Origin of the sequence: Curtobacterium sp. MCPF17_021, assembly GCF_003234605.2 — a bacterium.
GTDB lineage: Bacteria > Actinomycetota > Actinomycetes > Actinomycetales > Microbacteriaceae > Curtobacterium > Curtobacterium flaccumfaciens.
Genome location: NZ_CP126252.1, coordinates 2,223,828 through 2,246,863, shown reverse-complemented (window position 1 = coordinate 2,246,863; position 23,036 = coordinate 2,223,828). Strand labels below are relative to the sequence as shown.

Sequence of the window (23,036 nt, the reverse complement as noted above, 5' to 3'; positions counted from 1 at the left end):
CTTCCCCCCTCGGTCGATCCGTCAGCGTTCGGTGACGGTGCCGCCCTCGACCCGCCACTGCCGGTCGAGTCGGACGGTCTCCAGCATGCGCCGGTCGTGTGTGACGAGCAGTAGGGTCCCGTCGTAGGACTCCAGCGCCTGCTCGAGCTGCTCGATCGCGGTGAGGTCGAGGTGGTTGGTCGGTTCGTCGAGGACGAGCACGTTCACCCCGCGGGCCTGCAGCAGCGCGAGTCCGGCCCGGGTGCGCTCGCCGGGGGAGAGCGCCGAGGCTGGTCGGCCGACGTGGTCCGCCTTCAGCCCGAACTTCGCGAGCAGCGTCCGGACGTCGGCGGTGGTGTACTCGGGGACGATCGCCTCGAACGCCGCTGCCAGGGGCTGGTCACCGGTGAACGCAGCACGCGCCTGGTCGACCTCGCCGACCGCGACGCTGGACCCGAGCGAGGCCGTGCCCGTCGTCGGCGCCTGCTTGCCGAGCAGCGCCCGCAGCAGGGTGGACTTGCCGGCGCCGTTCGGGCCGGTGATGCCGATCCGGCCACCGCCGTCGACCTGCAGCGAGACCGGGCCGAGGGTGAAGTCGCCCTGGGTGAACGTGGCGTTCGACAGCGTCGCCACGACGGCCGACGACCGGGGTGCGCTGCCGATCGTGAACTCGAGCTGCCACTCCTTGCGCGGCTCCTCGACCTCGTCGAGCCGGGCGATGCGGGACTCCATCTGCCGGACCTTCTGCGCCTGCTTCTCGCTCGACTCCGAGGCCGCACGGCGGCGGATCTTGTCGTTGTCCGGGCTCTTCTTCATGGCGTTCCGGACACCCTGGCTCGACCACTCGCGCTGCGTCCGTGCCCGTGAGACCAGGTCGGCCTTCGTCGACGCGAACTCGTCGTACGCGTCACGCTTGTGCTGCCGGGCGATCTCGCGCTCCTCGAGGAACGAGTCGTACCCGCCGCCGAACAGCCGGTTCGACGACTGCGCCAGGTCGAGTTCGAGCACCGAGGTCACCGAGCGCGCCAGGAACTCACGGTCGTGGCTGACGAGCACCACCCCGCCGCGCAGCCCGCGCACGAACGCCTCGAGGCGGTCGAGGCCGTCCAGGTCGAGGTCGTTGGTCGGTTCGTCGAGCAGGACGATGTCGAACCGCGAGAGCAGCAGCGCGGCGAGCCCGACGCGGGCGACCTGCCCGCCGGACAGCGCGGTCATCAGGGAGTCCGGGCCGACGCCGTCCCCACCGGAGTCGCCGGTGCCGGGTTCGAGGCCGAGGTCGGCGAGCACCGCCGGGATCCGGTCCTCCAGGTCCGCGGCCCCCGCGGCGAGCCAGCGGTCGAGCGCCGCCGAGTACCGGTCGGCCGCGGCGTCGCCGGCGTCGGGCTCCCCGAGCGCCGCCGCCGCCGTGTCCATCGTCGCCGTCGCCTCGGAGCAGCCGGTCCGCCGCCCGAGGTACGCCGCGACGGTCTCGCCCACGATGCGCTCGTGCTCCTGGGGGAGCCACCCCACGAACGCGTCCGTCGGCGCCAGGGACACCGTGCCGGCCAGCGGCTCGTCGACTCCGGCCAGCAGCCGGAGCAGCGTGGACTTGCCGGCACCGTTCACGCCGACGACCCCGATCACGTCGCCCGGCGCCACCGTCAGGTCGAGGGAGTCGAACAGCGTGCGAGCGGCGTACCCGCCGGACAGGCCCTTGGCGACGAGCGTGGCGGTCATGCGCCCATCGTCCCACGCGGAGCGGGCACCCCACGTGCAGCAGACTGGGCCGATGGACTCCTGCGTCTTCTGTGCCGTGATCGCCGGTGACGAACCCGCCGTGTGGGTCGAACGCGAGGAGCACGCCGTCGCCTTCGCACCCCTGCCCGACTCGGCGCTGGCTCCCGGCCACACCTTGGTCGTGCCGGTCGAGCACACCGCCGACCTGCTCACCGCCGGGCCCACGGCACTCGCCGCCACCACGGCCCTGGCGCAGCGCGTCGCCCGTGCGATGAAGGGTGCCCTCGGCGCGACCGGGACCGTCGTGCTGCAGGCATCGGGTGCAGACGCCGGCCAGACCGTGCCGCACCTGCACCTCCACGTCGTGCCGTGCTGGCCGGACGACGCCACGACGCACTGGCCGGAGCGACGATCGGCGCACGTGGTCGACGGTGACCCGCACGCGCTCCTCGCCGAGATGTTCGAGTAGGGACCAGACGCTCAGCCCCTCGGTACCAGCCGCCCCGCACCCACCGGCAGCAGCCCGCCCCGGTACTCGAGCGCCGTCGCGCCGCCGACCGGCACCGATGCCGCCCCGAACCGCCACGCGCGGTTGAACAGGTACACACCGATCACCGTGTCGCCGTCGTCCGGCACCGCCCACGTGCCGGTGCCCCACTGGGCCGGGTGCCCCACCCCGTCGACGGTGACGGTCGGCCGGGCGAACCAGGCGAACAGGGGCCGGGCGAGTCGGAGTTCGATCCGGCGCTTCGTCGTGCCGGAGGGGAGAGTGGTGTCCACCGTCGAAGGATACGGGGCACCGGAGCACCGGCCGGGCACGCACGGGCCACCGCCGCCTAGGCTCGGAGCCGTGTTCGAACTCCACCACCTCTCCGCACAGGAACTCTGGGACTGGATCCGCCGGGGCGAGGCGACCGCCCTCGAGGTCACCGAGCACTACCTGGCCCGCGTGGAACGCCTGGACGCCGGACTAGGTGCCTTCGTGACGGTCACCGCGGACGCTGCCCGGGCCCGAGCCGATCGCCTCGGCCACCTGGTGCCGACGTCGAGACCGTTGTGGGGCCTCCCGTCCGCCGACAAGGACCTGTACGACCGCGCCGGCGTCCCGACGCGGAACGGCACCGCGAGTCTGCCGGAGCGTCCCGCGTCGGCCGACCACCCGCTCGTCGCCGCGCTCGACGCGGCCGGCACCGTCAGCCTCGGCAAGACCGCGTCACCGGAGTTCGGCATGTCCTCGTCGTCCGAGACCCGGCTCGGCGTGACGCGGAACCCCTACGACACCACGCGCGCGCCGGGCGGGTCGTCGAGCGGTGCGGCCGTCGCCGTCGCCGCCGGACTCGTGCCCGCCGCGGTCGGGTCGGACGGCGGCGGGTCGGTGCGGATCCCCGCCGCGGCGACCGGACTGGTCGGGCTGAAGCCGAGCCGCGGCCGCGTGCCGTCGATGCCCGGCCGCTCCGGCATCGGCGGTCTGTCCGTCGCCGGGCCGCTCACCCGGTCCGTCGCCGACGCGGGCATGCTCCTCGACGCGCTGGTCGCGCCGACCGGGTTGCCGGAGCCGTCGCCGTACGCCCTCGTCACTCCTGACGTCGGTGAGGGGCCGTTCACCGCGGCCGCCGTCCGAGGCGAGGGCCGGTTCGTCGTCGGGGTGCTCGACGGCTCGCCGTGGGACGACATCGTCGACGTGGTCGTCGACCCCGCTGCCCGGGCCGCCGTGGAGACCGCCGTGCGGGTGCTCGGCGAGGTCGGGCACGGCGTCGAGGACGTCCGGATGCCCCGGGTGCCGTACGCCGACGCGTTCCGGGTGGCGTGGGAGAGCTCGGCCGCCCGACTGCCGCAGGTGCCCGGCATCGACCTGTCGTCGCTGACCCCGCTCGTGGCGTGGCTCGTTGCGCGCGGACAGGCGCTGTCCGGCACGCAGGTCCTCGACGCGATGTCGACGCTCGACACCTTCTCGACGACGCTCATCGGCGCGTTCGACCGGTTCGACGCGGTGCTCACGCCGACCCTCGCGATGACACCGCGGCCCCTCGGCTGGTACGGCGACGACCCGGACGAGGACTTCCGCCGGCAGTGCGCGTACTCGCCGTGGACGTCGATGGCGAACGTGTCCGGGCTCCCCGCGATCACCCTGCCGGTCGGCGTGACCGAGGACGACCACCCCGACGGTGGCGGGCTCCCGATGGGCGTGCAGCTGATCGGACGCCCCGGAGGCGAGCGCGTCCTGCTCGCGATCGGCGCGCAGCTCGAGCGCCGGTTGCGCTGGCAGCGGCGGCACCCGGCAGCCTGGACCGCCTGACGCGAGCCCCGGGGCGGGCCCGCACCGTGCCTCCCGCCCGCCGTCGCCGTCCACTCTGCGCGACCACCGCGTGGACTGGACCAGCGCCAGGGCGGGTCCGAGTTCCGTCGAGACGGAACGGGAGGCACCGGATGTGTGGACTGGCCGCGGACGTGCGGTTCGACGGGGGACGGGCGGACATCGACGCCGTCCGCAGGATGGCGGCGTGCATGGAGGACCGCGGACCGGACGGCGGCCGGGTGTGGGACGGCGGCTGGGCCGTCCTCGGCCACCGGCGGCTCAGCGTCATCGACCTGTCCGACCGCGCTGCGCAGCCCATGACCTCGGCCGTGCAGGACGTCACCATGGTCTTCAACGGCTGCATCTACAACCACGAGGAACTCCGCCGCGACCTGGCGGCCGACTACCCGTTCCGCACCACCGGCGACAGCGAGGTGCTGCTCGCCGCCTACGCGAAGTGGGGCGACGCGTTCGTCGACCACCTGGTCGGCATGTTCGCCGTCGTGCTCGTCGACCGTGCCCACGACCGGGTCGTCGTGGCACGGGATCGGCTCGGCATCAAACCGCTGTACCTCGCCCAGGTCGACGGCGGCGTCCGGATCGCCTCGACGCTGCCAGCGCTCCTCGCGGCCGGGGGCGTCGACACCGCGCTCGACCCGATCGCACTGCACCACTACCTCAGCTGGCACTCGATCGTCCCCGCACCACGCACCCTGCTGCGCGGGGTGCAGAAGCTGCCGGCCGCGACCGTGCGGACGATCGAGCGCGACGGCACGACCGGCCGGACCCGCACGACGGACCGCACGTACTGGTCACCCGACTACGAACGTCTTCCCGAGCACGCCGGCTGGACCGCCCGCGACTGGGAGGACGCCGTCGAGGAGGCCCTCCGCGTCGCCGTCCGTCGCCGCCTCGTCGCGGACGTCCCCGTCGGGGTCCTGCTGTCCGGGGGACTCGACTCGAGCCTGCTGGTCGCGCTGCTCGCCGAGGAGGGCGCCGGCACCACCGGGACCTACAGCATCGGGTTCGACGCGGCCGGCGGTGAGTCCGGCGACGAGTTCGCGTACTCCGACGCCGTCGCCGACCACTTCGCCACCGCCCACACCCGCATCCACGTGCCCGCCTCGACCCTGCCCGCAGCCCTCCTCGACTCGGTGGACGCGATGACCGAGCCGATGGCGACCCAGGACGTCGCAGCGTTCCACCTGCTCGCACAGCGCGTGTCCGAGTCGCGGAAGGTCGTGCAGTCCGGGCAGGGCGCCGACGAGGTCTTCGCCGGGTACGAGTACCACCGGCCTGCCGTCGGCGCGACCCGTCCGGGGGCGCTCGCCGCGTTCACCCGCGCGTTCGTCGATCCGAGCGCCACCGCGCACGCCCTGCTCGAGCCGGGTGTCCTGCCCGCGACCGACGTCAGCCACGTGCTCCTGCAGGACCGGTTGGGAGCGGCGGGCGCGGAGACCGCGCTGGACGCGGTGCTCCGGTTCGACACGCACGTGCTCATGGTTGACGACCCCGTGAAGCGCGTGGACAGCATGACGATGGCGTCCGGCCTGGAGGCGCGGGTCCCGTTCCTCGACCAGGACCTCGTCGCCCTCGCCGCAGCCTGCCCTCCGGAGCTGAAGGCCGCCGACGGTGGCAAGGGGGTGCTGAAGGCGATCGGCCGGCGGCTGCTGCCGGCCGGCGTGGTGGACCGCCCGAAGGGGTACTTCCCGGTGCCGGCGGTCCGGAACCTGGACGGTGAGGTGCTCGCGGTCGCGCGCGACGCCCTGCTCGGGCCGGAGGCGCGGGCACGCGGCCTGGTCCGACCCGAGGCCGCCGCGGCCCTGCTCCAGGACCCCCGGCGGTACCGGACGAGGGTCGGCGGGACGACGCTCTGGTTGCTCGCGGTCCTGGAGCTCTGGTTGCAGCGCCACGGGATCCGCTGACCCCGGCCCGGGCGGGTCAGCTGCTCTCGCGCACCACCCGGATCGTGTCGAGGCTGCCGTCGGTCGGGTCGGGCATGACCATCCCCGCCTCGAGGCCGCTGCGCAGGTAGTCGATCACCTCGGCGGTGAGTCGCTCCCCGGGCACGAAGGCCGGGATCCCGGGCGGGTACGGCGTGACCTGCTCGGCCGCGACCCGTCCCGCTGCGTCCTCGGCGGGGACGAGTTCGACTTCGCCGAAGAACGCCTCGCGGGGCGTCATCACCGACTCGAGCAGCAGGCCGGACGGATCCGGGATCCGGACCGGTGGCGTCTGTGGCATGTCCGGCGCGGCTGCGGCCAGCGACTCCAGGGCGTGCACGAGCCGGTCGGTCGTGAAGTCGTCGTCGGCCAGCGAGACGTCGATGCCCAGGTGCCGGTGATCGGAGAGCCCGAGGTCGAGCCGGTGGTGCTCTCGGACCCAGTCGTGCGCCTGGTACCCGGTGATGCCGAGCGGTTCCACGTCGAGGAGCATCCGCAGCGGGTCGAGCTGGTGCGACGCCTCGGCCCCGAGCAGTTCGTCGTGCAGCACGTGGATGCCCGCGATCGCCTCGATGCGGTCGCGGGTCCGGTCGGCGAGCTCGATCGTCCGGTCGATGAGCGCGGCGCCGTCGCGCACCATGTGCCGACGCCAGCCGTCCATGCCGGCGTACACGAGGACGTTCGGGCTCGTCGTCATAAGCATGTCGGCGCAGGCCCACAGGTGGTCGTGGTCGACGAGGTCACCGCGGAGGTGCAGCACGGATCCCTGTTCGAACCCGAGTCCCATCTTGTGGACGCTCGTGACGCAGACGTCGGCCCCGGCGTCCATCGCCCACGACGGCAGCCGGTCCGAGAACGGCAGGTGGGCGCCCCAGGCCTCGTCGACGATGAGGGGCTTGCCCCGCTCGTGGCAGACCGCGGCGATCCCGGCGATGTCCGCGCAGGTGCCGTACGGCGTCGGGCTGACCACGAGGGCGGCGGCGGCGTCCGGGTGCTCGTCCCAGGCCCGCGCGTAGTCGGCGGGGGACGGCGGGTGCGAGATCCCCTGGTCACGGTCGAGCCGAGGCTCCACCCAGTACGGCTGCAACCCGGAGAACACCAGGCCGGCGGTCACCGACTTGTGGGCGTCGCGGCTGACCAGGATCCCGCCCTCCACCCCGGCCACCGCGAGCATCGCCGCCTTCACCGACAGGGAGCTGCCGCACGTCGAGAAGAACACCGTGTCGGCACCGACGGCCTCGGCCATCAGGGCCTCGGCGGTGGCCAGGTACCCGTTCGAGGACTTCCGGTCGTCGAGCCCGCCACTCGCCAGCACGTCGGCCCGGAACGGGTCCTTGCCGAGCACCGCGAGGGTGTCCGCGTCGACCCCGCGGCCCTGCCGGTGCCCGGGCGGCGAGAACCCGTAGCGGTCGCGGGCGTGGTAGTCCCGGAGTGCGTCGAGGAACGGTGCGTCGGTCTGGTCGAGGTCGTCGCTCATGGTTCCCGTGTACCCGACCCGCGTTCACCGTCGGTTCAGGCCGTCGGGCGCGTCGAGCGCGGTGAGTGCGTCGGGCAGGTGCGACGGTGTCGTCGTCGTACGACATCGACGGTGTCGTTCCACGTCTGCACCCGGCGCCGCGCCCGTCCCCGCCCGACCCACCCGACCCACCCTGCCCCGCCCCGCCCCGCCTACGGCAGCGTCGGCGCTGCCGCCACCAACGCCCGCGTCACCGGGTGCTGCGGCGCGTCGAGGAGCGACACCGGCCCGTGCTCGACGATGCGCCCCTCGGACATCACCGCGACCGTGTCGCACAGCCGCTGCACGACCCCGATGTCGTGCGACACCAGCACGAGCGTCAGCCCGAGGTCGTCGGCGAGCGACCGGAACAGCTCGATCACCCGGGCGCGGACGACCACGTCGAGGGCGCTCATCGGCTCGTCACCGAACAGGATCCGGGGCGAGTGCACCACCGCCCGGGCGATCGCGATCCGCTGCCGCTGCCCGCCGGAGAACTCGTGCGGGTACCGGTCGACCGTGTCGGTGGGCAGGTCGACGCGCTCCAGCACGGCGCGGACCAGGTCGTCGTGCGAGCCCGGGACCTGCAGGGCCCGCAGCGGCTCGGCGACGATCGCGCCGACGCGCATCCGCGGGTCGAGGGACGCGTAGGGGTCCTGGAACACCACCCCGGTCTCGCGACGGAACCAGCGCAACGCCCGCGCGGACCGGGACGCGACCACCGGACGACCGGAGGCGGCGACGTCGCCTGCGGAAGGCGCCTCCAGGCCGGCGAGCAGCCGCACCAGCGTGGACTTGCCGGATCCCGACTCGCCGACGATGCCGAGTCGTGCGCCGGGGGCCACCGTCAGGTCGACGCCGTCGACGGCGGTGCGGACCGGGCCGGGCTCGAACGGCCCGCGGCGGGGGAGTCGGTAGGTGCGGTGGAGACCGGTGGCCTCGAGGACGGGGAGGGTCACGGTGCGGTCCTCCTGGCGGTGGCACGTGCGGCGTCGACGAGCGCGGCGGTGGCGGGGTGCTGCGGTGCGGCGAGCAGGTCCGCGACGCGGCCCTGCTCGACCATCCGGCCGGCGTCGAGGACGACCGCCGTGTCGGCGATCCGCGCGAGCACGGCGAGGTCGTGGGTCACGAAGACCATGCCGGCCGGCAGGTGCTCGAACAGGTCGAGGATGCGGGCCTCGGTGGTGACGTCGAGCGCCGTGGTCGGCTCGTCGGCGACCAGGTACGACGGCTCGCCTGCCATCGCCATCGCGATGCAGATCCGCTGCCGCTGGCCGCCGGACAGCTGGTGCGGGTACTGCCGCAGCAGCGACTCCGGGTCGGGCAGGCCCACGGACGCCGCCAGGTCGACGGCTGCCGCGCGTGCCGCACGCCGGTCGAGCCCGCGGTGCAGCCGGAGCGGCTCCGCGACCTGCGCGCCGACCCGGCGCAGCGGGTCGAGCGCGGTGCCCGGCTCCTGGAACACCATCGCGATGCCCGATCCACGGTGGCGCGCGCGCTCGCGGTCGGGCAGGCCGACGAGTTCGGTGCCGTCGAGGCGGATGCTGCCGGTCACGACGGCGCCGGTGGGCTCCAGGCCCATCAGGGCGAGCGAGGTCATCGACTTGCCGGATCCGCTCGCGCCGATCACGCCGACGCGCTGGCCGGGAGGCACGGTGAAGCTGACGTCGTCGAGGATCGTCCGTCCCGTGATGCGGACCGACAGCCCGCGCACCTCGAGTCCGGAGGCTGCGGTGGTCGCGGCGGTCGCGGCGGTCGCGTCCGTCATGCGGTCACCCCCGGGTTGGTCGTGGCGGGGTCGGCGCTCCGGTCACTCGCGGTGCCGTCGCTCGTCGTGCGGTCGCTCGTCGTCAGCCGCGGGTCCGATGCGTCGCGGACGGCGTCGCCGAGCAACGACAGTGCCGCGACGACGAGGGCGATGGCGGCTCCCGGCCAGGTCGCACTCCACGGGTGGACCCCGATGTAGGTCTGCAGGTCGGACAGCAGGCTGCCCCAGGACGCGGTGTCCGACCCCGCGCCGTAGCCCAGGTAGGACAGTCCGGCCTCGGCGAGCACGGCCGTGGCCATCGCGAGTGACAGCTGCACGGTGAACAGCGGCGCCGCGTTCGGCACCAGGTGCCGGAACAGCACGCCGGCACCACCGACGCCCGAGGCCCGGGCCGCCGTGACGTAGTCGCTCCGGGCGATCCGCCGGATCTCACCGCGGGCCACGCGGGCGATCGTCACGCCGAAGGACAGCCCGACGCTGACGATCACGACGCCGAGCGACCCGCCGAACACCGCGGTCAGGAGCATTGCGGTGAGCAGGGTCGGGAACGCCACCAGGATGTCGAGCAGGACCGCGGTGCCCTCGCGCACCCAGCGGGCGGTGAGCGATCCGATCGCGGTGAGGACGATGCCGACGACGCTCGCGATCACCCCGGAGCCGACGGCGACGAGCACGGTGGTGCGGGTGCCGGCGAGCAGGTAGCTCGCGATGTCGCGGCCGGCGGCGTCGGTGCCGAACCAGTGCGCGGCGCTCGGCCCCTCCCACTGGTGGAACGGGTCGGCGCGGAACGGGTTCTGCGGTGTCCAGACGAGTGACACGGCGGCGAGCACGAGCAGCAGGCCGAGCACGACGACGGCGAAGACCCCGGTCGGTCGGGACACCAGGCGGCGGATCATCCCTGCACCTCGCGCTGTCGGGGGTCGAGGGCGCGGTGCACGACGTCGACGGCGAACCCGACGAGCAGCACGAGTCCGGTGAGCACGAGCAGTTCCGACTGCACCTTCGTGATGTCGCGGCGGCCGACGTCGGTCACGAGCATCCGGCCCACCCCGGGCAGGGAGAACAGCTGCTCGACGACGACGGCACCGACGAGCAGCCCGGCGATCTGGACACCGAGCACGGCGAGCACCGTCAGGGCGACGCTCGGCAGACCGTGGCGGAGCAGCGCCTGCGTGCGGGTGAGCCCGACGGCGGCGGCGGTGCGCAGGTGGTCGGCGTCGAGGACGGAGAGCGTGGCGGACCGGGTGAACCGGAGGATCACGGCGCCCTCGACGGCACCGATCGTCAGCGCGGGCAGCACGAGCGACGCGAACGCCCGCCCGGGTTCCGACCAGCCGTCGAGCGGGAAGCCCTGCGTCGGCAGCCAGTGCAGCGTCACCGCGAACAGGGCGACCAGGAGCATGCCGGCCCACACGACGGGCACGGCGGCGACCGCCTGCGCCGCGAACCCGATCACCGCACCACCCGGGCGGCGACGGAGCACCGCGGCGATCACCCCGAGCGGGACGCCGATCGCCAGTGCGGTCGCCAGCGACATCGCGGCGAGCGGCAGGGTGATCGCGAGCTTCTGCGCGATCTCCGGCGCGACGGCACCGTTCGTCACCAGGGAGCGGCCGAGGTCACCGCGGAACACCCCACCGATCCAGTCGAGGTACTGCACCACGACGGGCCGGTCGAGTCCGAGCTGCTGCCGGAGCTGTTCAACCTGCGCCGGGGTCGACTGCGTGCCGGCGACGACCTGGGCGACGTCACCGGGCAGCACGCGGAGCGTGGCGAAGATGATGACGCTCGCCACGAGCAGGCCGACGACGAGCAGGAGCACCCGCCCGATGAGGAACCGGGTCACGACACCGATGCTACGGGGACGCACCCCGCGCCGCGGCCGCTCCGGTTCACTTGACCGCGAGCTTCGCCAGGTCGAGGCGCGAGTTGCCGCCGTCGACCGGGAAGCCCGTCACGCCGGAGCGCACCGCGGTGATCTCGGTCGCCGTGTAGAGCCACTCGCCGGCCGCGTCCTCGCTGACGATGCGTGCAGCCTTGCGGAGCGCCTCGGTCTTGGTGGCCTCGTCGGTCGCCGCGATCGACTGGGCGTAGAGCGCCTGCACCGTCGCGTTGTCGTAGCCGAAGTAGTACTTCGGGTTGGCCCAGTTGCCGAAGTCACGGGCCTCGACGTGGTCGACCATCGACAGGTCGAAGTCCCGCTCACCGGACTTCGGTGCCTGGAACACCGAGGACAGCCAGGTGGCGAAGTCGACACGCTTGACCGTCAGGGTGATCCCGACGTCGGCGAGCTGCGACTTCAGCACGTCGCCGATCGTGGTCGGGTAGATGTTCGCGTAGGTGAGCGTCAGCTTCAGGTCCTGCTGGCCGGCGGCGGCCAGCAGTTTCTTGGCGTTCGCGGGGTCGTACGCGTCGATGTCGGTGAGGTCCTCGTAGCCGGGGTCGAGCTCCGGGATCGGGCCGCCCTGCTCCACGCCGGTGCCGCCGATCGCCTTGATGAGCGCCTTCGCGTCGATCGCCTGCCGGATGGCCCGGCGCACGCGCTCGTCCGTGAACGGTTCCTTGCGGTTGTTGAACGCCAGCGTGTACTTGTCGGTCGTCTTGCCGCTGTGCAGTGCGATGTCGTCGTTGCCCTGCAGCTGGCTCTGCAGCGTGCCGTCGACCGGGTTCAGGACGTCGAGGTCACCGTTCGCCATCGCGTTGACGGCGGTCGACGGGTCCGTGATGTACCGGAAGACGATCTTCGCGACCTTCGCCTTCGTGCCCCAGTAGTCCTCGTTGCGGTCGAACGTGAGCGAGTCGCCCTGCTTCCAGTCGGCCACCTCGAACGGACCGGTGCCGTTCGCGCTGTCGGACAGGTCGTTGTCCGCGGCCTTCTCGAGCACCAGGCCCGAGCGGCCGGTCAGGTTCCAGAGCAGGTCGGAGTCCGGCTTCGCCAGTTGCAGCACGACGGAGTCGTCCGACGGCGAGGTGATCGACGTGACGCCCGCGAGCTTGGCGGAGTCGACGTACGAGTCGTTCGACTTGACCTGTTCGAGCGACCACACGACGTCGGCCGCGGTGACCGGCTTGCCGTCCTGGAACGTCGTGCCGTCCCGCAGCGTGAACGTGTACGTCAGGCCGTCGTCCGAGACCTCGTGCGACGAGGCCAGCACGTCACGGATCTCGCCGTCGGCGGTCCGGCCGACGAGCCCCTGGTACACGTTGTCGATGAGCACCTGGTCGAGCGCCGCCCCGGACTGGGTGCGGATGTCGAGACTCGTCGGCTCGAGCACCAGCCCGACGCGCACCGTGGCGTCCTTGCCCCCGGTGGTGTCGGACGAGCCGGAGCAGCCTGCCAGCGCCAGGGCGGAGACGACGGCGACCGCGGTGGCGGCGAGGGCAGCGCGCCCGATGCGCGAGGTGCGCGCGGTGCGACGGGGCAGGAGCGGACTCATGGGGTGGTGGGTTCCTTCCGGGCACGAGGGCTGGGATCGGGCCTCGCGCTCGCACGAGGGTACCGGCGGCTGGCGCCGTCCGGCGACGGTTCTTCGATCGGGTGCAACAATCCGTGCCGCTCGGCCCATGCCCGGATCGCCGAAGCCAGTTCGAGGGGCGCCTGGTTCTGCACCGCGTGCCGCGAGGTGACCGTCACGATCTCGGCGTCCGGCAGGCGGTCGGCGAACCCGGCGTGCAGCTTCGGGGAGACGTACCCGCGGTCACCCCGGACGAGCAGGATCGGCACGCGCAGGGCCTCGAGGTCCGGCCACGCATCGGCGAAGCGCCCCACCGACGACGTCCGCCCGGCCGGCAGGTGCGGGAAGTGGTGGCGGCGCACGAGTCGCCCGTCCGCTCCGAGGGCCGTGGTGTGCCGGGCCTCGCGCAGCAGCACCTGCCGGTCGTCGCCGACCCGCGCCTCGATCGCCCGGTCGACGACCTGCTCGAGCGACTCGAACGGCTCCTCCGCCTCGAGCGCGCGGGCGATCCGGTCCACCGCACGCTGCGCGAAGTCCGGCGACATGTCGACGAGCACGAGCCCGGTGACCCGCCCCGGTGCGGTGGCCGCGAGCCGAGCGGACAGGATGGCGCCGAGCGAGTGCCCGACGACGATGCCCGGCGGCACCGCGAGCGCGTCGAGCGCGGCGAGCACGCTCGGCGCCGTCGCGGCCGCCGCGTAGTCCGCGTCCTCCCGCCACGAGGACCGGCCGTGGCCGGGCAGGTCGAGGGCGACCGCCGGCTCGCCCACGGCGAGTGCCGTGGTGTCGAAGCTGTGGGCGTCGATGCCGAGCCCGTGCAGGTAGGTGATCCGGGCCTCCTGGCCGTCGTCGCCCCACCGGATCGCGGAGGTCTCCTGTCCGTCCGCGGTGCGGACCACCTGCCTGGAGGCGCGGAGCGGCGTGGTCACGCCGCTCGCGCTGGCGAGGGCGGGCAGGTCGGCGAATTCGTCGTCGGGGGCTTCGGACACGGGGACGATCCTCGCACCGTTCCGGGGGCCTGGAGACGTTAGGTAAGGCATGCCATACTCGATTCCGTGGCAACCCGGTATCGCGTCTTCTCCGTCCGTGTGGCCGCCGTCACGTCGCTCACCCCGAACTTCGTCCGGGTGACGCTGACGGGCGACGCGCTCGCCGACTTCTCCTCGGTCGGTCTCGACCAGCGGATCAAGATCGTGCTGCCCCTGCCCGGCATCGGCTTCTCCGAACTGCCGGAGGACGAGGACTGGTACGCCGCCTGGCGCGCGCTGCCGGACGACGCCCGCAACCCGCTCCGCACGTACACGGTCCGCTCGTTCCGGCCGGACGCCCGCGAGCTCGACATCGACTTCGTCGCGCACGGCGACACCGGTCCGGCGTCGCGCTGGGTGTCGGCCTGCCGCGTCGGTGACGAGCTGCGCATCGTCGGGCCGCGGGTTCCCGAGTCGCCGGAGGACCTGCCGACCGGGGCCGCCGAGTTCGCTCCCGGGCACGCGAACCGGATCCTGCTCGCCGGAGACGAGACCGCCGCTCCGGCCATCTGCGCCATCCTCGAAGCCCTCGACGTCTCGACCGTCGGCCACGTCTTCATCGAGGTACCCACCGACGCCGACCGGTTGCCGGTCACCGCGCCCGCCGGGGTCGAGGTCCGCTGGATCGCCCGCAACGGCGCCACCCACGGGGTCCGGATGACCGACCAGGTGCACGCCTGGGCCTCCGCCGTCGCGCCGCTGTCCGACGCCCGCGGTCCCGCTGTCGAGCTCACCGACGTGGACGTCGACGAGCAGGTGCTGTGGGACGTCCCGGCCCCCGCGGACGAGCGCCCCGTCTACGCCTGGATCGCCGGCGAGGCCGGGTGCGTCAAGGAACTCCGCCGCCACCTGGTGCGCGGTGTCGGCATCGACCGCAAGCAGGTCGCGTTCATGGGGTACTGGCGGCACGGCAAGGCCGAGCACTGATGCCGACCGCGGGCGCCGCACTCGGTCCGGTCCCGACCACCGCGCTCGGGGCCCGCGGGCTGACCCTGGCGTACGACGACCGGGTCGTGGTGAACACGCTCGACGTCGACATCCCCGACGGCGAACTGACGGTGATCGTCGGGCCGAACGCCTGCGGCAAGTCGACGCTGCTGAAGTCCTTCGCCCGCACACTGAAGCCGCGTGCCGGCACGGTGTTCCTCGACGGTGCGCCGATCGACTCGTACCGCCCGAAGGCCGTGGCCCGGCGGGTCGGGATGCTCCCGCAGACCCCGATCGCCCCCGACGGCATCACCGTGCGCGACCTGGTGTCCCGTGGTCGGTTCCCGCACCAGGACCTGCTGCACCCGTCGTCCGGGTCGGATCGGCAGGCCGTGCAGGCCGCACTCGAGCAGACGTCGACGGTGGAGCTGGCCGATCGCAGCGTCGACGAGCTCTCCGGCGGGCAGCGGCAGCGGGTGTGGATCGCGATGGTGCTCGCGCAGCAGACCGACATCGTGCTGCTCGACGAGCCGACCACGTTCCTCGACATCGCGCACCAGTACGACGTGCTCGAACTGGCCTCCACGCTGCACGCCGCCGGTCGCACGGTCGTCGCGGTGCTGCACGACCTGAACCAGGCCGCGCGCTACGCCACCCACGTCATCGCGATGCGCGAGGGGGCGATCGTCTCGGCGGGGAAGCCATCGACGGTGCTGACCGCGGACCTCGTCGAGGACGTCTTCGGCCTGCCGTGCGTCGTCGTCCCCGATCCCGAGACCGGCACGCCCCTCGTGGTGCCGCGGCGGCGCGCGGCCTGACGCGCGGGCGGCGCTGCGGCCGGGCGGTCACGACTCGTCGTCGGCAGGGCGTCGTGTGGTCAAGGGCTGTCGGCTGGCGGCGCCGCAGGCGACGGTTCGTGACCGCGCGCCGCGGGCTCGGCTGGGTGTTGTGACCGGCCGGCGGGTGCAGTGGGGTTGTGGCGCGTCGGCCTGGAGGCTCGGGGCGGCGCCGGCACGCGCCTCCAGGCCGTCGACCGGTCGCGTCCCGCCGCCTGGCCGGCCCGCCGCCGAGTGGTCACGACACGTCGTCGGCAGGGCGTCGTGTGGTCACGGACTGTCGGCTGGCGGCGCCGCAGGCGACGGTCTGCGACCGCTCGCCGCGTGCCGGCGGGGTGTTGCGACCAGCCGAGTCCGCGTCAGCGGTAGCCGCCGTCCTCCAGGCCGGCCTCGACCTCGAACCGGTTCCGCAGGGGATCCCGCCCGGCGACGGCGTAGAGCAGCGGCATGAGCATGCCGTACCGGCGCCACTGCTCGACGTGTACCCGCTCGTGCCGGAGCACCCGCGGGCCGTCGTTGTCGCGGGTCAGGTACACCGAACCGACGCAGGTACCGCCGCGCCGGAACACCCAGCGCGGCAGCCCCGTGCAGACCACGAGCCCGTCCTCCACCCGGATCCGCCCGGTCGACAGGGGGACGCCCACGGCGAGCCCGACGGCGGTCGCGAACACCCACCCCGCACGGGACACGGGGGAGTCGAGCAGCGGGTTGCGCACGCTCAGGCCGGGCGGCCGTACGTCTCGAGCAGGCGGAGCCAGATCTCGTTCATCGTCGGGTAGGCCGGCACCGCGTGCCACAGGCGGTCGATCGGGACCTCGCCCACGACGGCGACGGTGGCACCGTGCAGCATCTCGGCGACGTCCTGGCCGACGAACGTGACGCCCACGACGACCCTGCGGTCCTCGTCGACGACCATCTTCGCGCGGCCCGTGTAGCCGTCCGCCTGCAGCGAGGACCCGGCGATCGCACCGAGGTCGTACTCGACCGCGCGGACGTTCAGCCCCTGCTCGCGGGCCTTCGCCTCGGTCAGGCCGACGCTCGCGACCTCGGGGTCGGTGAAGGTGACCTGCGGCGAGGCGGCGTGGTCGGCGGTGGCGACGTGTGCACCCCACGGCTCGGCGTGCAGCGGCGTGCCCTGGTACCGGGCGGCGATCGCCTCGCCGGCGGCACGCGCCTGGTACTTGCCCTGGTGCGTGAGCAGGACGCGGTGGTTGACGTCACCCACGGCGTACAACCAGTCGGTGCCGTGCACGAGCATGGTGTCGTCGACGTCGAGCCAGTCGCCCGCGGTCAGGCCGACGGTCTCGAGCCCGAGGTCACGCGTGTGTGCGGCGCGGCCGGTGGCGGCGAGCACCTCGCTCGTGATGACCGTGGTGCCGTCGTCGAGCTCCGTGGTGACGAGACCGTGCTCGTCGCGGTCGACCCGGACCGGGTTGACGCCGGTGCGGACGTCGACACCGAGTTCGCGCAGGGAGTCGGCGACGAGTTCCCCGGCGAAGGGCTCCATGCCGCCGAGCAGACCGTGCCGGGCGACGAGGGTGACCTTCGCGCCGAGGGAGGCCCACGCGGTCGCGAGCTCCGAGCCGGAGACGCCGCCGCCGATGACGAGCAGGCTCTCGGGGACCTGCTGGGCGCTGGTGCCCTCGCGGGTGCCCCACGGCTTCGCCTCGGCGAGACCGGGCACCGGGGGCAGCGTGTGCAGGGAACCGGTGACGACCGCGACGGCTGCGCGCGCGGTGTGCGTCTCGCCGTCGACGTCGATGGTCTTCGGGCCGGTGATGCGGGCGTGCCCGCGGATCAGGTCGATGCCGGCGGACTCGAGCCACGAGACCTGGCTGTCGTCCTTCCAGTCGGAGGTGAACGAGTTGCGGCGGGCGAGCACGTGTGCTGCGTCGAGCGTGTCGGTCACGGCCTGCTTCGCACCGTCGAGCCGCTTGGCAGCAGCGAGGGCGTGTCCGCTGCGCAGGAGCGCCTTCGATGGCATGCACGCCCAGTAGGAGCACTCGCCGCCGACGAGCTCGGCCTCCACGATCGCGACCGACAGGTCGCGCTTCCTGGCGTAGTCCGCCACGTTCTCGCCGACAGCGCCGGCTCCGATCACGATGAGGTCGTAGTCCGTCATGCTGCCGAGCGTACGCGGACCGGCAGGGGGTCCGCCGGTCGCGTCGTGCCCGTGGTCAGCCCACCCGGGAGGCGCTGGTCACCGCTCCGACGACGCGCAGGATCACGCCGAGGTCGTCCACCGCCCGGTCCGGGTCGACGGGGGCGAATCCGGTGAGCGCGGCGCCGACGAGGCGGCGGCCGCGCGTCGCGGCCTGGATGCGCTCGACGAGTGCTGCGCCGTCGAGGCCGAACGGGACGGGTTCGAGGAGTCCGTCGACCTCGGACGGGTCGAGGACGTCGAGGTCGACGTGCACGAAGACCGATGCGGCACCGGTCCGCTCGACCGCTGCGGCGAGGGCGTCCGGGGTGGCGGCGTCGACGTCGAGGTGCACGATCCCGGCCTTGTCGAGGGCGGCTCGTTCGGCGTCCTCGACCCCGCGGACCCCGGCGACGACGACCGAGGCCGCCGGCACCACCGGCAGGCCGGGGAACAGGTCGTCGGGGCGGTCGACCAGCAGGCGCAGGGCGGCGGTCTCGGCGGCGAGGGGCTGTGCCCGGTTGAGCGCGCGGTACCCGCTGGACCCGGAGATGCGGACGAACGCGGTGTCCGGTGCGAGGGCGGCGGTCGCGCCGAGGACACTGGCGCCGTCACCGCCGACGACGAGCACCGGTTCGGTGGCGACGGCTGTTTCCTCGGCGACGCGTTCGGCGACGGCGAGCACCGAGGTGTAGCGGGCGACGGCGGTCTCGAGGCGGTCACCCGCTCCGGCCGGGACGTCGACCACGGTGGTGGACGCCCGGGGGAGGTCGGCCGCGATCGCCGACGCACCGTCCCCGAGGCGCATCGCGCGCGACGACGCCGAACCCTGCCACTGACCGACCACGAGGAAGTGCATCGTCTCAGTCTGTCAGCTGGGGTCCGGCGTCGTCAGGGCGTTCGTCAGATGCTCGAGGATCCGCCGGACTTCAGCGCGGCGAGCCGTGCCTCGACCTCGGCGTCCTTGCCGACGTCCTCGAGGCTCTCGAACTGTGCGTCGAGGCTCGACGACTGCAGCTCCTGCTGGCCGAGCACCTTCGCCTCTTCGCGGCGGACCTTCTCCTCGAAGCGGCCGAGGTCGCTCGTCGGGTCGAGCACGTCGATGTTGCCGAGGGCGTCGTTGACGCGGGACTGCGCCTCGGCGGTCTTCGAGCGGGCGACGAGGTTGTCCCGCTTCGCGCGGAGCTGCTCGAGCTTCTGCTCCATGCCGGCGAGACCGGTCTTGAGCTTCTCGACGGCCTCGTTCTGCGACGCCAGGTTCGGCTCCGCGTCCTTGACCTCCTGCTCGGCGGCGATCTGCTTGCCGATCGCGATCTTGGCGAGGTTGTCGAACTTGTCCGCCTCGGCCGACTTGCCCTCGGAGCGGTACTTGTCGGCTGCGGTGGAGGCGTTGGCGGCCTTCTGGCCCCACTCGACCGCGGCCTTCTTGTCCTCTTCGTGGTCCTGCTCGAGCAGGCGCACGTTGCCGATGGTCTGCGCGATCGCGGTCTTCGCGTCGGCGATGTTGTTCGTGTAGTCGCGGACGAGCTGGTCCAGCATCTTCTGCGGGTCCTCGGCGTCGTCGATGATCTGGTTGATGTTCGCGCGCACGAGGGTGGAGATGCGTCCGAAGATGGTCTGCTTGGCCATTGCTGTTCCCTTTCGTGGAAGTCCTGTGGACGGTGTTGTCGGGTCGGGTCGGGTCGTGTCTGGTTCTGGGGGCGGGGGGAGTGCGTCGGGTCAGAAGCGGCCGCCGCCGGAGAAGCCGCCGCCGCCGAAGGAGCCGCCGCCGTAGCTGCCGCCGCGACCGCCGAGCAGGCCGCCGAGGACGAGTCCGGTGACGAGGCCGCCGAGCTGGGCGCCGCCGCCGCCACCGCCCTGGCCGCCACCCCAGCCGCCGAGGTCGTCGTTGGCGGCGTCCATCGCGGCGGCCGCGTACTGCTCGGCCGCGCGGGCGGCGTTGAGCGCCTGGCCCGGGTTGCTCGGGGCGAGTTCGACGGCGTCGTCGTAGGCGCGCTGGGCCTCGGACAGCCGGGTCCGGGCGGTCGGGCCGATGCCGCCGCGGTGCAGGGAGACGTAGTCGCGGGCCTGGCTGATCCGGTTCCGGGCATCGCGCAGGGCCGCGTCGAGCGCCTGGGTGGCCCGCTGGCGCTGTTCTTCGGCACCCCGCGCCGTGGCGATGGCCTGGTCGATCTCGGTGTTCGCCCGGGTCAGCGCGTCGACGGCCGCCACCGGGTCCTTCGGGTCCAGCCCCTGGCGGAGCACGGCCTCGGCGCGGGTGACCGCGGCGGCGAGGTCCGGGCCGCCCGAGCGCAGGATGCGGGCGGCGGCGACGTCGCCCTGGATGTCGATGCGCATCGCCTCGGCGCGGGCGGTGGCCTCGTCGAAGGACTGCTCGGCGGCGAGTGCGCCGTCGGTGAGCTGCTGCACCTGGGCGAGCGCGTGCTGGGCGTCGCGCACGGCGACGACCGCCTCGCCCTTGTCGCCGGCGGCGATGGAGGCGGTGGCGGCGTTCGAGCGTTCGGTGGCGAAGGCGAGCACCTGGTGGGCCTGGTCGACGTTGTTCGCCACGGTGGCGAGGGTGCGGCCGGTGTAGCGGGCGCGGACGCGGTCGAGTGCAGCGGCGGCGGCCCCGACCGATGCCGGTGCGGCGGACACGGCCTGGGCGAGCGACGCCGCTGCGTCCTCGATGCCGTCCTCGAGCGACCGGAGCTGGTCGAACGCCTCGGTCTGCTCCTCGATCGCGGCGTGCGCCCGTTCGCAGATCACGATGATCTGGTTCGCCCACTCGGCGCGCTGCTGGGGAGAGTCGGGGATCTCGTCGTCGAGCTGCTGGCGGATCGTGAAGGCCTTGCGGACCTCGCGCTGCGCGGCCTGTACTGCATCGGCGAAGGGCTTGGCGGCGTCGGGGCCGAACTGCGCGCTCGCGAACCCGACCTCTTGCTCGGCGGTGCGGAGTTCGTCGTCGATGGTGACCAGGGCGCCGCCGGCGGTGCGTTCGAGGTCGGCGAGCGAGGCTTCCTGCGCCCGTGTGGCTGCGGCGGTGCGGCGCTTGTTGCGGGTCCGGATGACCAGGACCACGACGATGAGCCCGACGACCACGACGAGCAGCAGGATCCACAGCCAGGTGAGGTCCACCGGGGCCTGCGACTGGGTCAGCCCGTCGGCGAAGGCCACGGCGGCGCCGGACCAGTCATCCTGCTTGAGCCGGGGCAGCAGCGAATCGTCGACGGCGTTCTGCACGTCGGACGAAGAGATCGCGGTCTCGTTCGTCTGCTGGACGTCGTAGTTGCGCTCGTCGACCGCGACCGAGAGCAGGATGCCGTCGGTGTGGATCTGGTTCTGCTCCATCACGGCCCGGCCCCACTCGGTGTGGTCGGTGGGGTCGGTGAATGACGGCACGAACACGACGAACAGCTGCGTCTGGGTCTCGTCGTACAGGTCCTGCACGGCCTGCTCGACCTTCGACTGCTGGGAGGCGGTCAGCGCGTCGGCCTCGTCGAGGACGTACGCGCCGCCCAGGTAGACGGGCGCCGTTGCGTGGGCGGTCGCTGCCGGAGCCAGGACGATGAGCATCGCGACCAGGGCCGCCGTCACACGGCTCCACAGCCGCGTTGTCCCCCTTCGCCCGCTCGATCCGTCCGTGCCCGATCCGTGCTGGACCGCTCGCATCCGTCCTCCGTCCGTCGCCGGTCGGTACCCCGTGGCACCGCACCGGACCGCGCCACGAGTGCGCTGTCGCCCGGAGTCTATCCAGGCCACGCAGGGCCACGGACAGACTCTGGGGGAACGCTCCGGACCGTGCTTCCTGTGGACGTCTTGTCCCCCGTACCGGGGTATGCTGGCGCCACTGTTCGAGGATGAACGGAAGGGGAAGAACGATGGAACGCACCACGAGCACCGAGGTCGTCCCGCTCGAGGACGGCTACCACCGGGTGTCGACTCCGGCGACGGGTGTGATCGGTTTCGTGCGCGAGCACGATGGCCGTTACGAGGTCCTGCGCGGACGAGTTCGCCAGGCGACCCGCTCCGAGGGGCAGTACAGCACCATGAACGTCGCGCTCATCGCGCTGACGCACGCCTGATCCGCTCTGGGCGCGACCACACGACCAACGGGCACTGCCCCGGTTGGTGGGTCGCGCCTCCAGACCGTCACGGTGACGCTCCGGACGCCGGCTGCTGACCGCGCGGACGACCGGGAGGCCCTGGTCGCCGCCGTCGCGTCGGCGACCGGCGTCGAGCCGGTCGCCGTGCACGCGGGGCGCGTCTGTCCACACTGCGAGGGGACCGACCACGGTCGTCCGTGGGCGACCGTCGCGGGCGTCTCGGTCGGCGTGAGCCTGTCGCGCGCACCGGGCGTCGTCGCCCTCGCGGTCGGACCGTCGGCACTCGGCGTCGACGTCGAACGGGTCTCGCGGGTCGCCGCTGCGCCGCTCGACGCCTTCACCTCGGGGGAGCTGCTCCGGGCTGACGGAGACCCGGCGCTCCTCGCGGCAGCGTGGGCGGCGAAGGAAGCGGTGCTGAAACGCGACGGACGCGGGCTGCGCGTCGACCCGCTCGCGGTGGAGGTCGACGTGGCCGCCGGTACCGCCCGGTTCGAGGGTGTCGAACAACCGCTCACCGTGCTGTACCCCGCGCCAGATGTGGTGCTCGTGGTTGCGGCGGGTGACCTGTCCGTCGAGGTCGTCGGGACGGTCAGCGGGGGAGCGTGAGCACCTCGGCGCCGTCCTCGGTGATCGCGATGGTGTGCTCGGTGTGGGCGGTCCGCGCTCCGGTGGCACTCCGCAGGGTCCACCCGTCGGCGTCGGTGACCAGGACGTCGGTGTCCGCCATCACCCACGGTTCGAGCGCGAGCAGGAGTCCGGGCCGGAGCGTGTAGCCGCGGCCGGGGCGCCCGGTGTTCGACACGTGCGGGTCCTGGTGCATGGTCGAGCCGATGCCGTGCCCGCCGAACTCGACGTTCACCGGGTAGCCCGCGGCTTCGAGCACGGTGCCGATCGCGTGGGACAGGTCACCGATGCGGGCGCCCGGTCCGGCCGCGGCGATGCCCGCGGCCAGCGCGCGTTCGGTGGCGTCGATGAGTGCGAGGTCCTCGGGGCGTGCGGTACCGACGACGAAGCTGATCGCGGCGTCGGCGGCGATGCCGTCCAGGGACACCGCGAGGTCGAGGGTCAGCAGGTCGCCGTCCTGCAGCACCCGGTCGTGCGGCAGCCCGTGCAGGACGGCGTCGTTCACGGCCGTGCAGATGTGGTGGCCGAACGGGCCGCGGCCGAACGAGGGTGCGTAGTCGACGTAGCAGGAGTCGGCACCGGCGGCCTCGATCATCTGCTTCGCCCACCGGTCGATCTCGAGCAGGTTCGTGCCGACGCGGGTGCGTTCGCGCAGGGTCTGCAGGATCGTGCCGACGAGGGCTCCGGTGGCGCGGCCCTTGTCGACCTCGGCGGGGGTGAGGATCTCGATCACGCGGATGATCA

The 23,036-nt window shown here is 73.1% G+C and carries 22 protein-coding genes; 7 read left to right on the top strand and 15 right to left on the bottom strand.

Annotated features, from left to right (window positions below):
• Positions 1-21: 21 nt before the first annotated feature.
• Positions 22-1,695 (bottom strand): ABC-F family ATP-binding cassette domain-containing protein, encoded by a 1,674-nt coding sequence (locus DEJ29_RS10575; RefSeq protein WP_111094612.1) that lies wholly within the window; start codon positions 1,693-1,695, stop codon positions 22-24.
• 52 nt (positions 1,696-1,747) lie between these two features.
• Here DEJ29_RS10575 and DEJ29_RS10570 point away from each other — a divergent pair, with 52 nt between their 5' ends.
• Positions 1,748-2,164: an HIT family protein gene (locus DEJ29_RS10570; RefSeq protein ID WP_111094613.1), complete on the top strand. Its 417-nt coding sequence runs from the start codon at positions 1,748-1,750 to the stop codon at positions 2,162-2,164.
• A gap of 11 nt (positions 2,165-2,175) precedes the next feature.
• Here the strand turns inward: DEJ29_RS10570 and DEJ29_RS10565 are convergent, their stop codons facing one another.
• Positions 2,176-2,475, bottom strand: coding sequence for a hypothetical protein (locus tag DEJ29_RS10565; RefSeq protein ID WP_111094614.1), 300 nt, complete (start codon positions 2,473-2,475; stop codon positions 2,176-2,178).
• A 70-nt stretch (positions 2,476-2,545) separates the two neighbouring features.
• Between DEJ29_RS10565 and DEJ29_RS10560 the strand changes: the two genes are divergently transcribed.
• Entirely contained in the window at positions 2,546-3,991 is a 1,446-nt protein-coding gene (locus tag DEJ29_RS10560; protein ID WP_111094615.1) for an amidase, read from the top strand.
• Between the two features lie 131 nt (positions 3,992-4,122).
• On the top strand, positions 4,123-5,916 hold the full coding sequence (locus tag DEJ29_RS10555) for an N-acetylglutaminylglutamine amidotransferase (RefSeq protein ID WP_111094616.1): 1,794 nt from the start codon (positions 4,123-4,125) through the stop codon (positions 5,914-5,916).
• 16 nt (positions 5,917-5,932) lie between these two features.
• Here the strand turns inward: DEJ29_RS10555 and DEJ29_RS10550 are convergent, their stop codons facing one another.
• The 7 genes from DEJ29_RS10550 to DEJ29_RS10520 form a co-directional block, all read right to left on the bottom strand.
• Positions 5,933-7,411 carry an aminotransferase class I/II-fold pyridoxal phosphate-dependent enzyme gene (locus DEJ29_RS10550; RefSeq protein ID WP_111094617.1) on the bottom strand — a complete coding sequence of 493 codons (1,479 nt, stop codon included), beginning with the start codon at positions 7,409-7,411 and terminating at the stop codon, positions 5,933-5,935.
• 191 nt (positions 7,412-7,602) lie between these two features.
• The gene (locus DEJ29_RS10545; protein ID WP_284173601.1) at positions 7,603-8,388 is read right to left on the bottom strand and encodes an ABC transporter ATP-binding protein; all 786 of its coding nucleotides are present in this window, start codon (positions 8,386-8,388) and stop codon (positions 7,603-7,605) included.
• A complete protein-coding gene (locus tag DEJ29_RS10540) occupies positions 8,385-9,197 on the bottom strand; it encodes an ABC transporter ATP-binding protein (RefSeq protein WP_111094195.1) in 813 nt (270 codons plus the stop codon). Before DEJ29_RS10540 ends, DEJ29_RS10545 begins: the two co-directional genes overlap by 4 nt.
• Entirely contained in the window at positions 9,194-10,093 is a 900-nt protein-coding gene (locus DEJ29_RS10535) for an ABC transporter permease (RefSeq protein ID WP_111094196.1), read from the bottom strand. The genes DEJ29_RS10540 and DEJ29_RS10535 overlap by 4 nt, the downstream gene beginning before the upstream one ends.
• On the bottom strand, positions 10,090-11,043 hold the full coding sequence (locus DEJ29_RS10530; RefSeq protein ID WP_111094197.1) for an ABC transporter permease: 954 nt from the start codon (positions 11,041-11,043) through the stop codon (positions 10,090-10,092). Before DEJ29_RS10530 ends, DEJ29_RS10535 begins: the two co-directional genes overlap by 4 nt.
• A 46-nt stretch (positions 11,044-11,089) precedes the next feature.
• Positions 11,090-12,634 carry an ABC transporter substrate-binding protein gene (locus tag DEJ29_RS10525; protein ID WP_111094198.1) on the bottom strand — a complete coding sequence of 515 codons (1,545 nt, stop codon included), beginning with the start codon at positions 12,632-12,634 and terminating at the stop codon, positions 11,090-11,092.
• Positions 12,631-13,641, bottom strand: coding sequence for an alpha/beta fold hydrolase (locus DEJ29_RS10520; RefSeq protein WP_181438113.1), 1,011 nt, complete (start codon positions 13,639-13,641; stop codon positions 12,631-12,633). The genes DEJ29_RS10525 and DEJ29_RS10520 overlap by 4 nt, the downstream gene beginning before the upstream one ends.
• Positions 13,642-13,707: 66 nt before the next feature.
• Between DEJ29_RS10520 and DEJ29_RS10515 the strand changes: the two genes are divergently transcribed.
• Both DEJ29_RS10515 and DEJ29_RS10510 read left to right on the top strand, forming a co-directional pair.
• A complete protein-coding gene (locus DEJ29_RS10515) occupies positions 13,708-14,607 on the top strand; it encodes a siderophore-interacting protein (RefSeq protein ID WP_258375882.1) in 900 nt (299 codons plus the stop codon).
• Positions 14,607-15,425, top strand: a complete 819-nt coding sequence (locus DEJ29_RS10510) for an ABC transporter ATP-binding protein (protein WP_111094201.1) — start codon at positions 14,607-14,609, stop codon at positions 15,423-15,425. Before DEJ29_RS10515 ends, DEJ29_RS10510 begins: the two co-directional genes overlap by 1 nt.
• A 377-nt stretch (positions 15,426-15,802) precedes the next feature.
• Here the strand turns inward: DEJ29_RS10510 and DEJ29_RS10505 are convergent, their stop codons facing one another.
• From DEJ29_RS10505 to DEJ29_RS10485, 5 genes are all read right to left on the bottom strand, one after another.
• Entirely contained in the window at positions 15,803-16,159 is a 357-nt protein-coding gene (locus tag DEJ29_RS10505; RefSeq protein ID WP_175330772.1) for a Fe-S oxidoreductase, read from the bottom strand.
• 2 nt (positions 16,160-16,161) lie between these two features.
• Positions 16,162-17,565, bottom strand: a complete 1,404-nt coding sequence (locus DEJ29_RS10500; protein ID WP_111094202.1) for a dihydrolipoyl dehydrogenase family protein — start codon at positions 17,563-17,565, stop codon at positions 16,162-16,164.
• A gap of 55 nt (positions 17,566-17,620) precedes the next feature.
• The gene (locus DEJ29_RS10495) at positions 17,621-18,442 is read right to left on the bottom strand and encodes an arginase family protein (RefSeq protein WP_111094203.1); all 822 of its coding nucleotides are present in this window, start codon (positions 18,440-18,442) and stop codon (positions 17,621-17,623) included.
• A 44-nt stretch (positions 18,443-18,486) separates the two neighbouring features.
• Positions 18,487-19,212 carry a PspA/IM30 family protein gene (locus DEJ29_RS10490; RefSeq protein WP_017885772.1) on the bottom strand — a complete coding sequence of 242 codons (726 nt, stop codon included), beginning with the start codon at positions 19,210-19,212 and terminating at the stop codon, positions 18,487-18,489.
• A 90-nt stretch (positions 19,213-19,302) separates the two neighbouring features.
• Positions 19,303-21,159, bottom strand: a complete 1,857-nt coding sequence (locus tag DEJ29_RS10485; RefSeq protein WP_181438114.1) for a TPM domain-containing protein — start codon at positions 21,157-21,159, stop codon at positions 19,303-19,305.
• 284 nt (positions 21,160-21,443) lie between these two features.
• Between DEJ29_RS10485 and DEJ29_RS10480 the strand changes: the two genes are divergently transcribed.
• Positions 21,444-21,647, top strand: a complete 204-nt coding sequence (locus tag DEJ29_RS10480) for a hypothetical protein (RefSeq protein WP_017885770.1) — start codon at positions 21,444-21,446, stop codon at positions 21,645-21,647.
• Between the two features lie 72 nt (positions 21,648-21,719).
• Entirely contained in the window at positions 21,720-22,274 is a 555-nt protein-coding gene (locus DEJ29_RS10475) for a 4'-phosphopantetheinyl transferase superfamily protein (RefSeq protein ID WP_181438115.1), read from the top strand.
• On the opposite strand, the gene map is transcribed toward DEJ29_RS10475, so the two are convergent.
• Positions 22,258-23,025 carry a type I methionyl aminopeptidase gene (gene map / locus DEJ29_RS10470; protein ID WP_111094285.1) on the bottom strand — a complete coding sequence of 256 codons (768 nt, stop codon included), beginning with the start codon at positions 23,023-23,025 and terminating at the stop codon, positions 22,258-22,260. The genes DEJ29_RS10475 and map overlap by 17 nt on opposite strands.
• Positions 23,026-23,036: the final 11 nt, after the last annotated feature.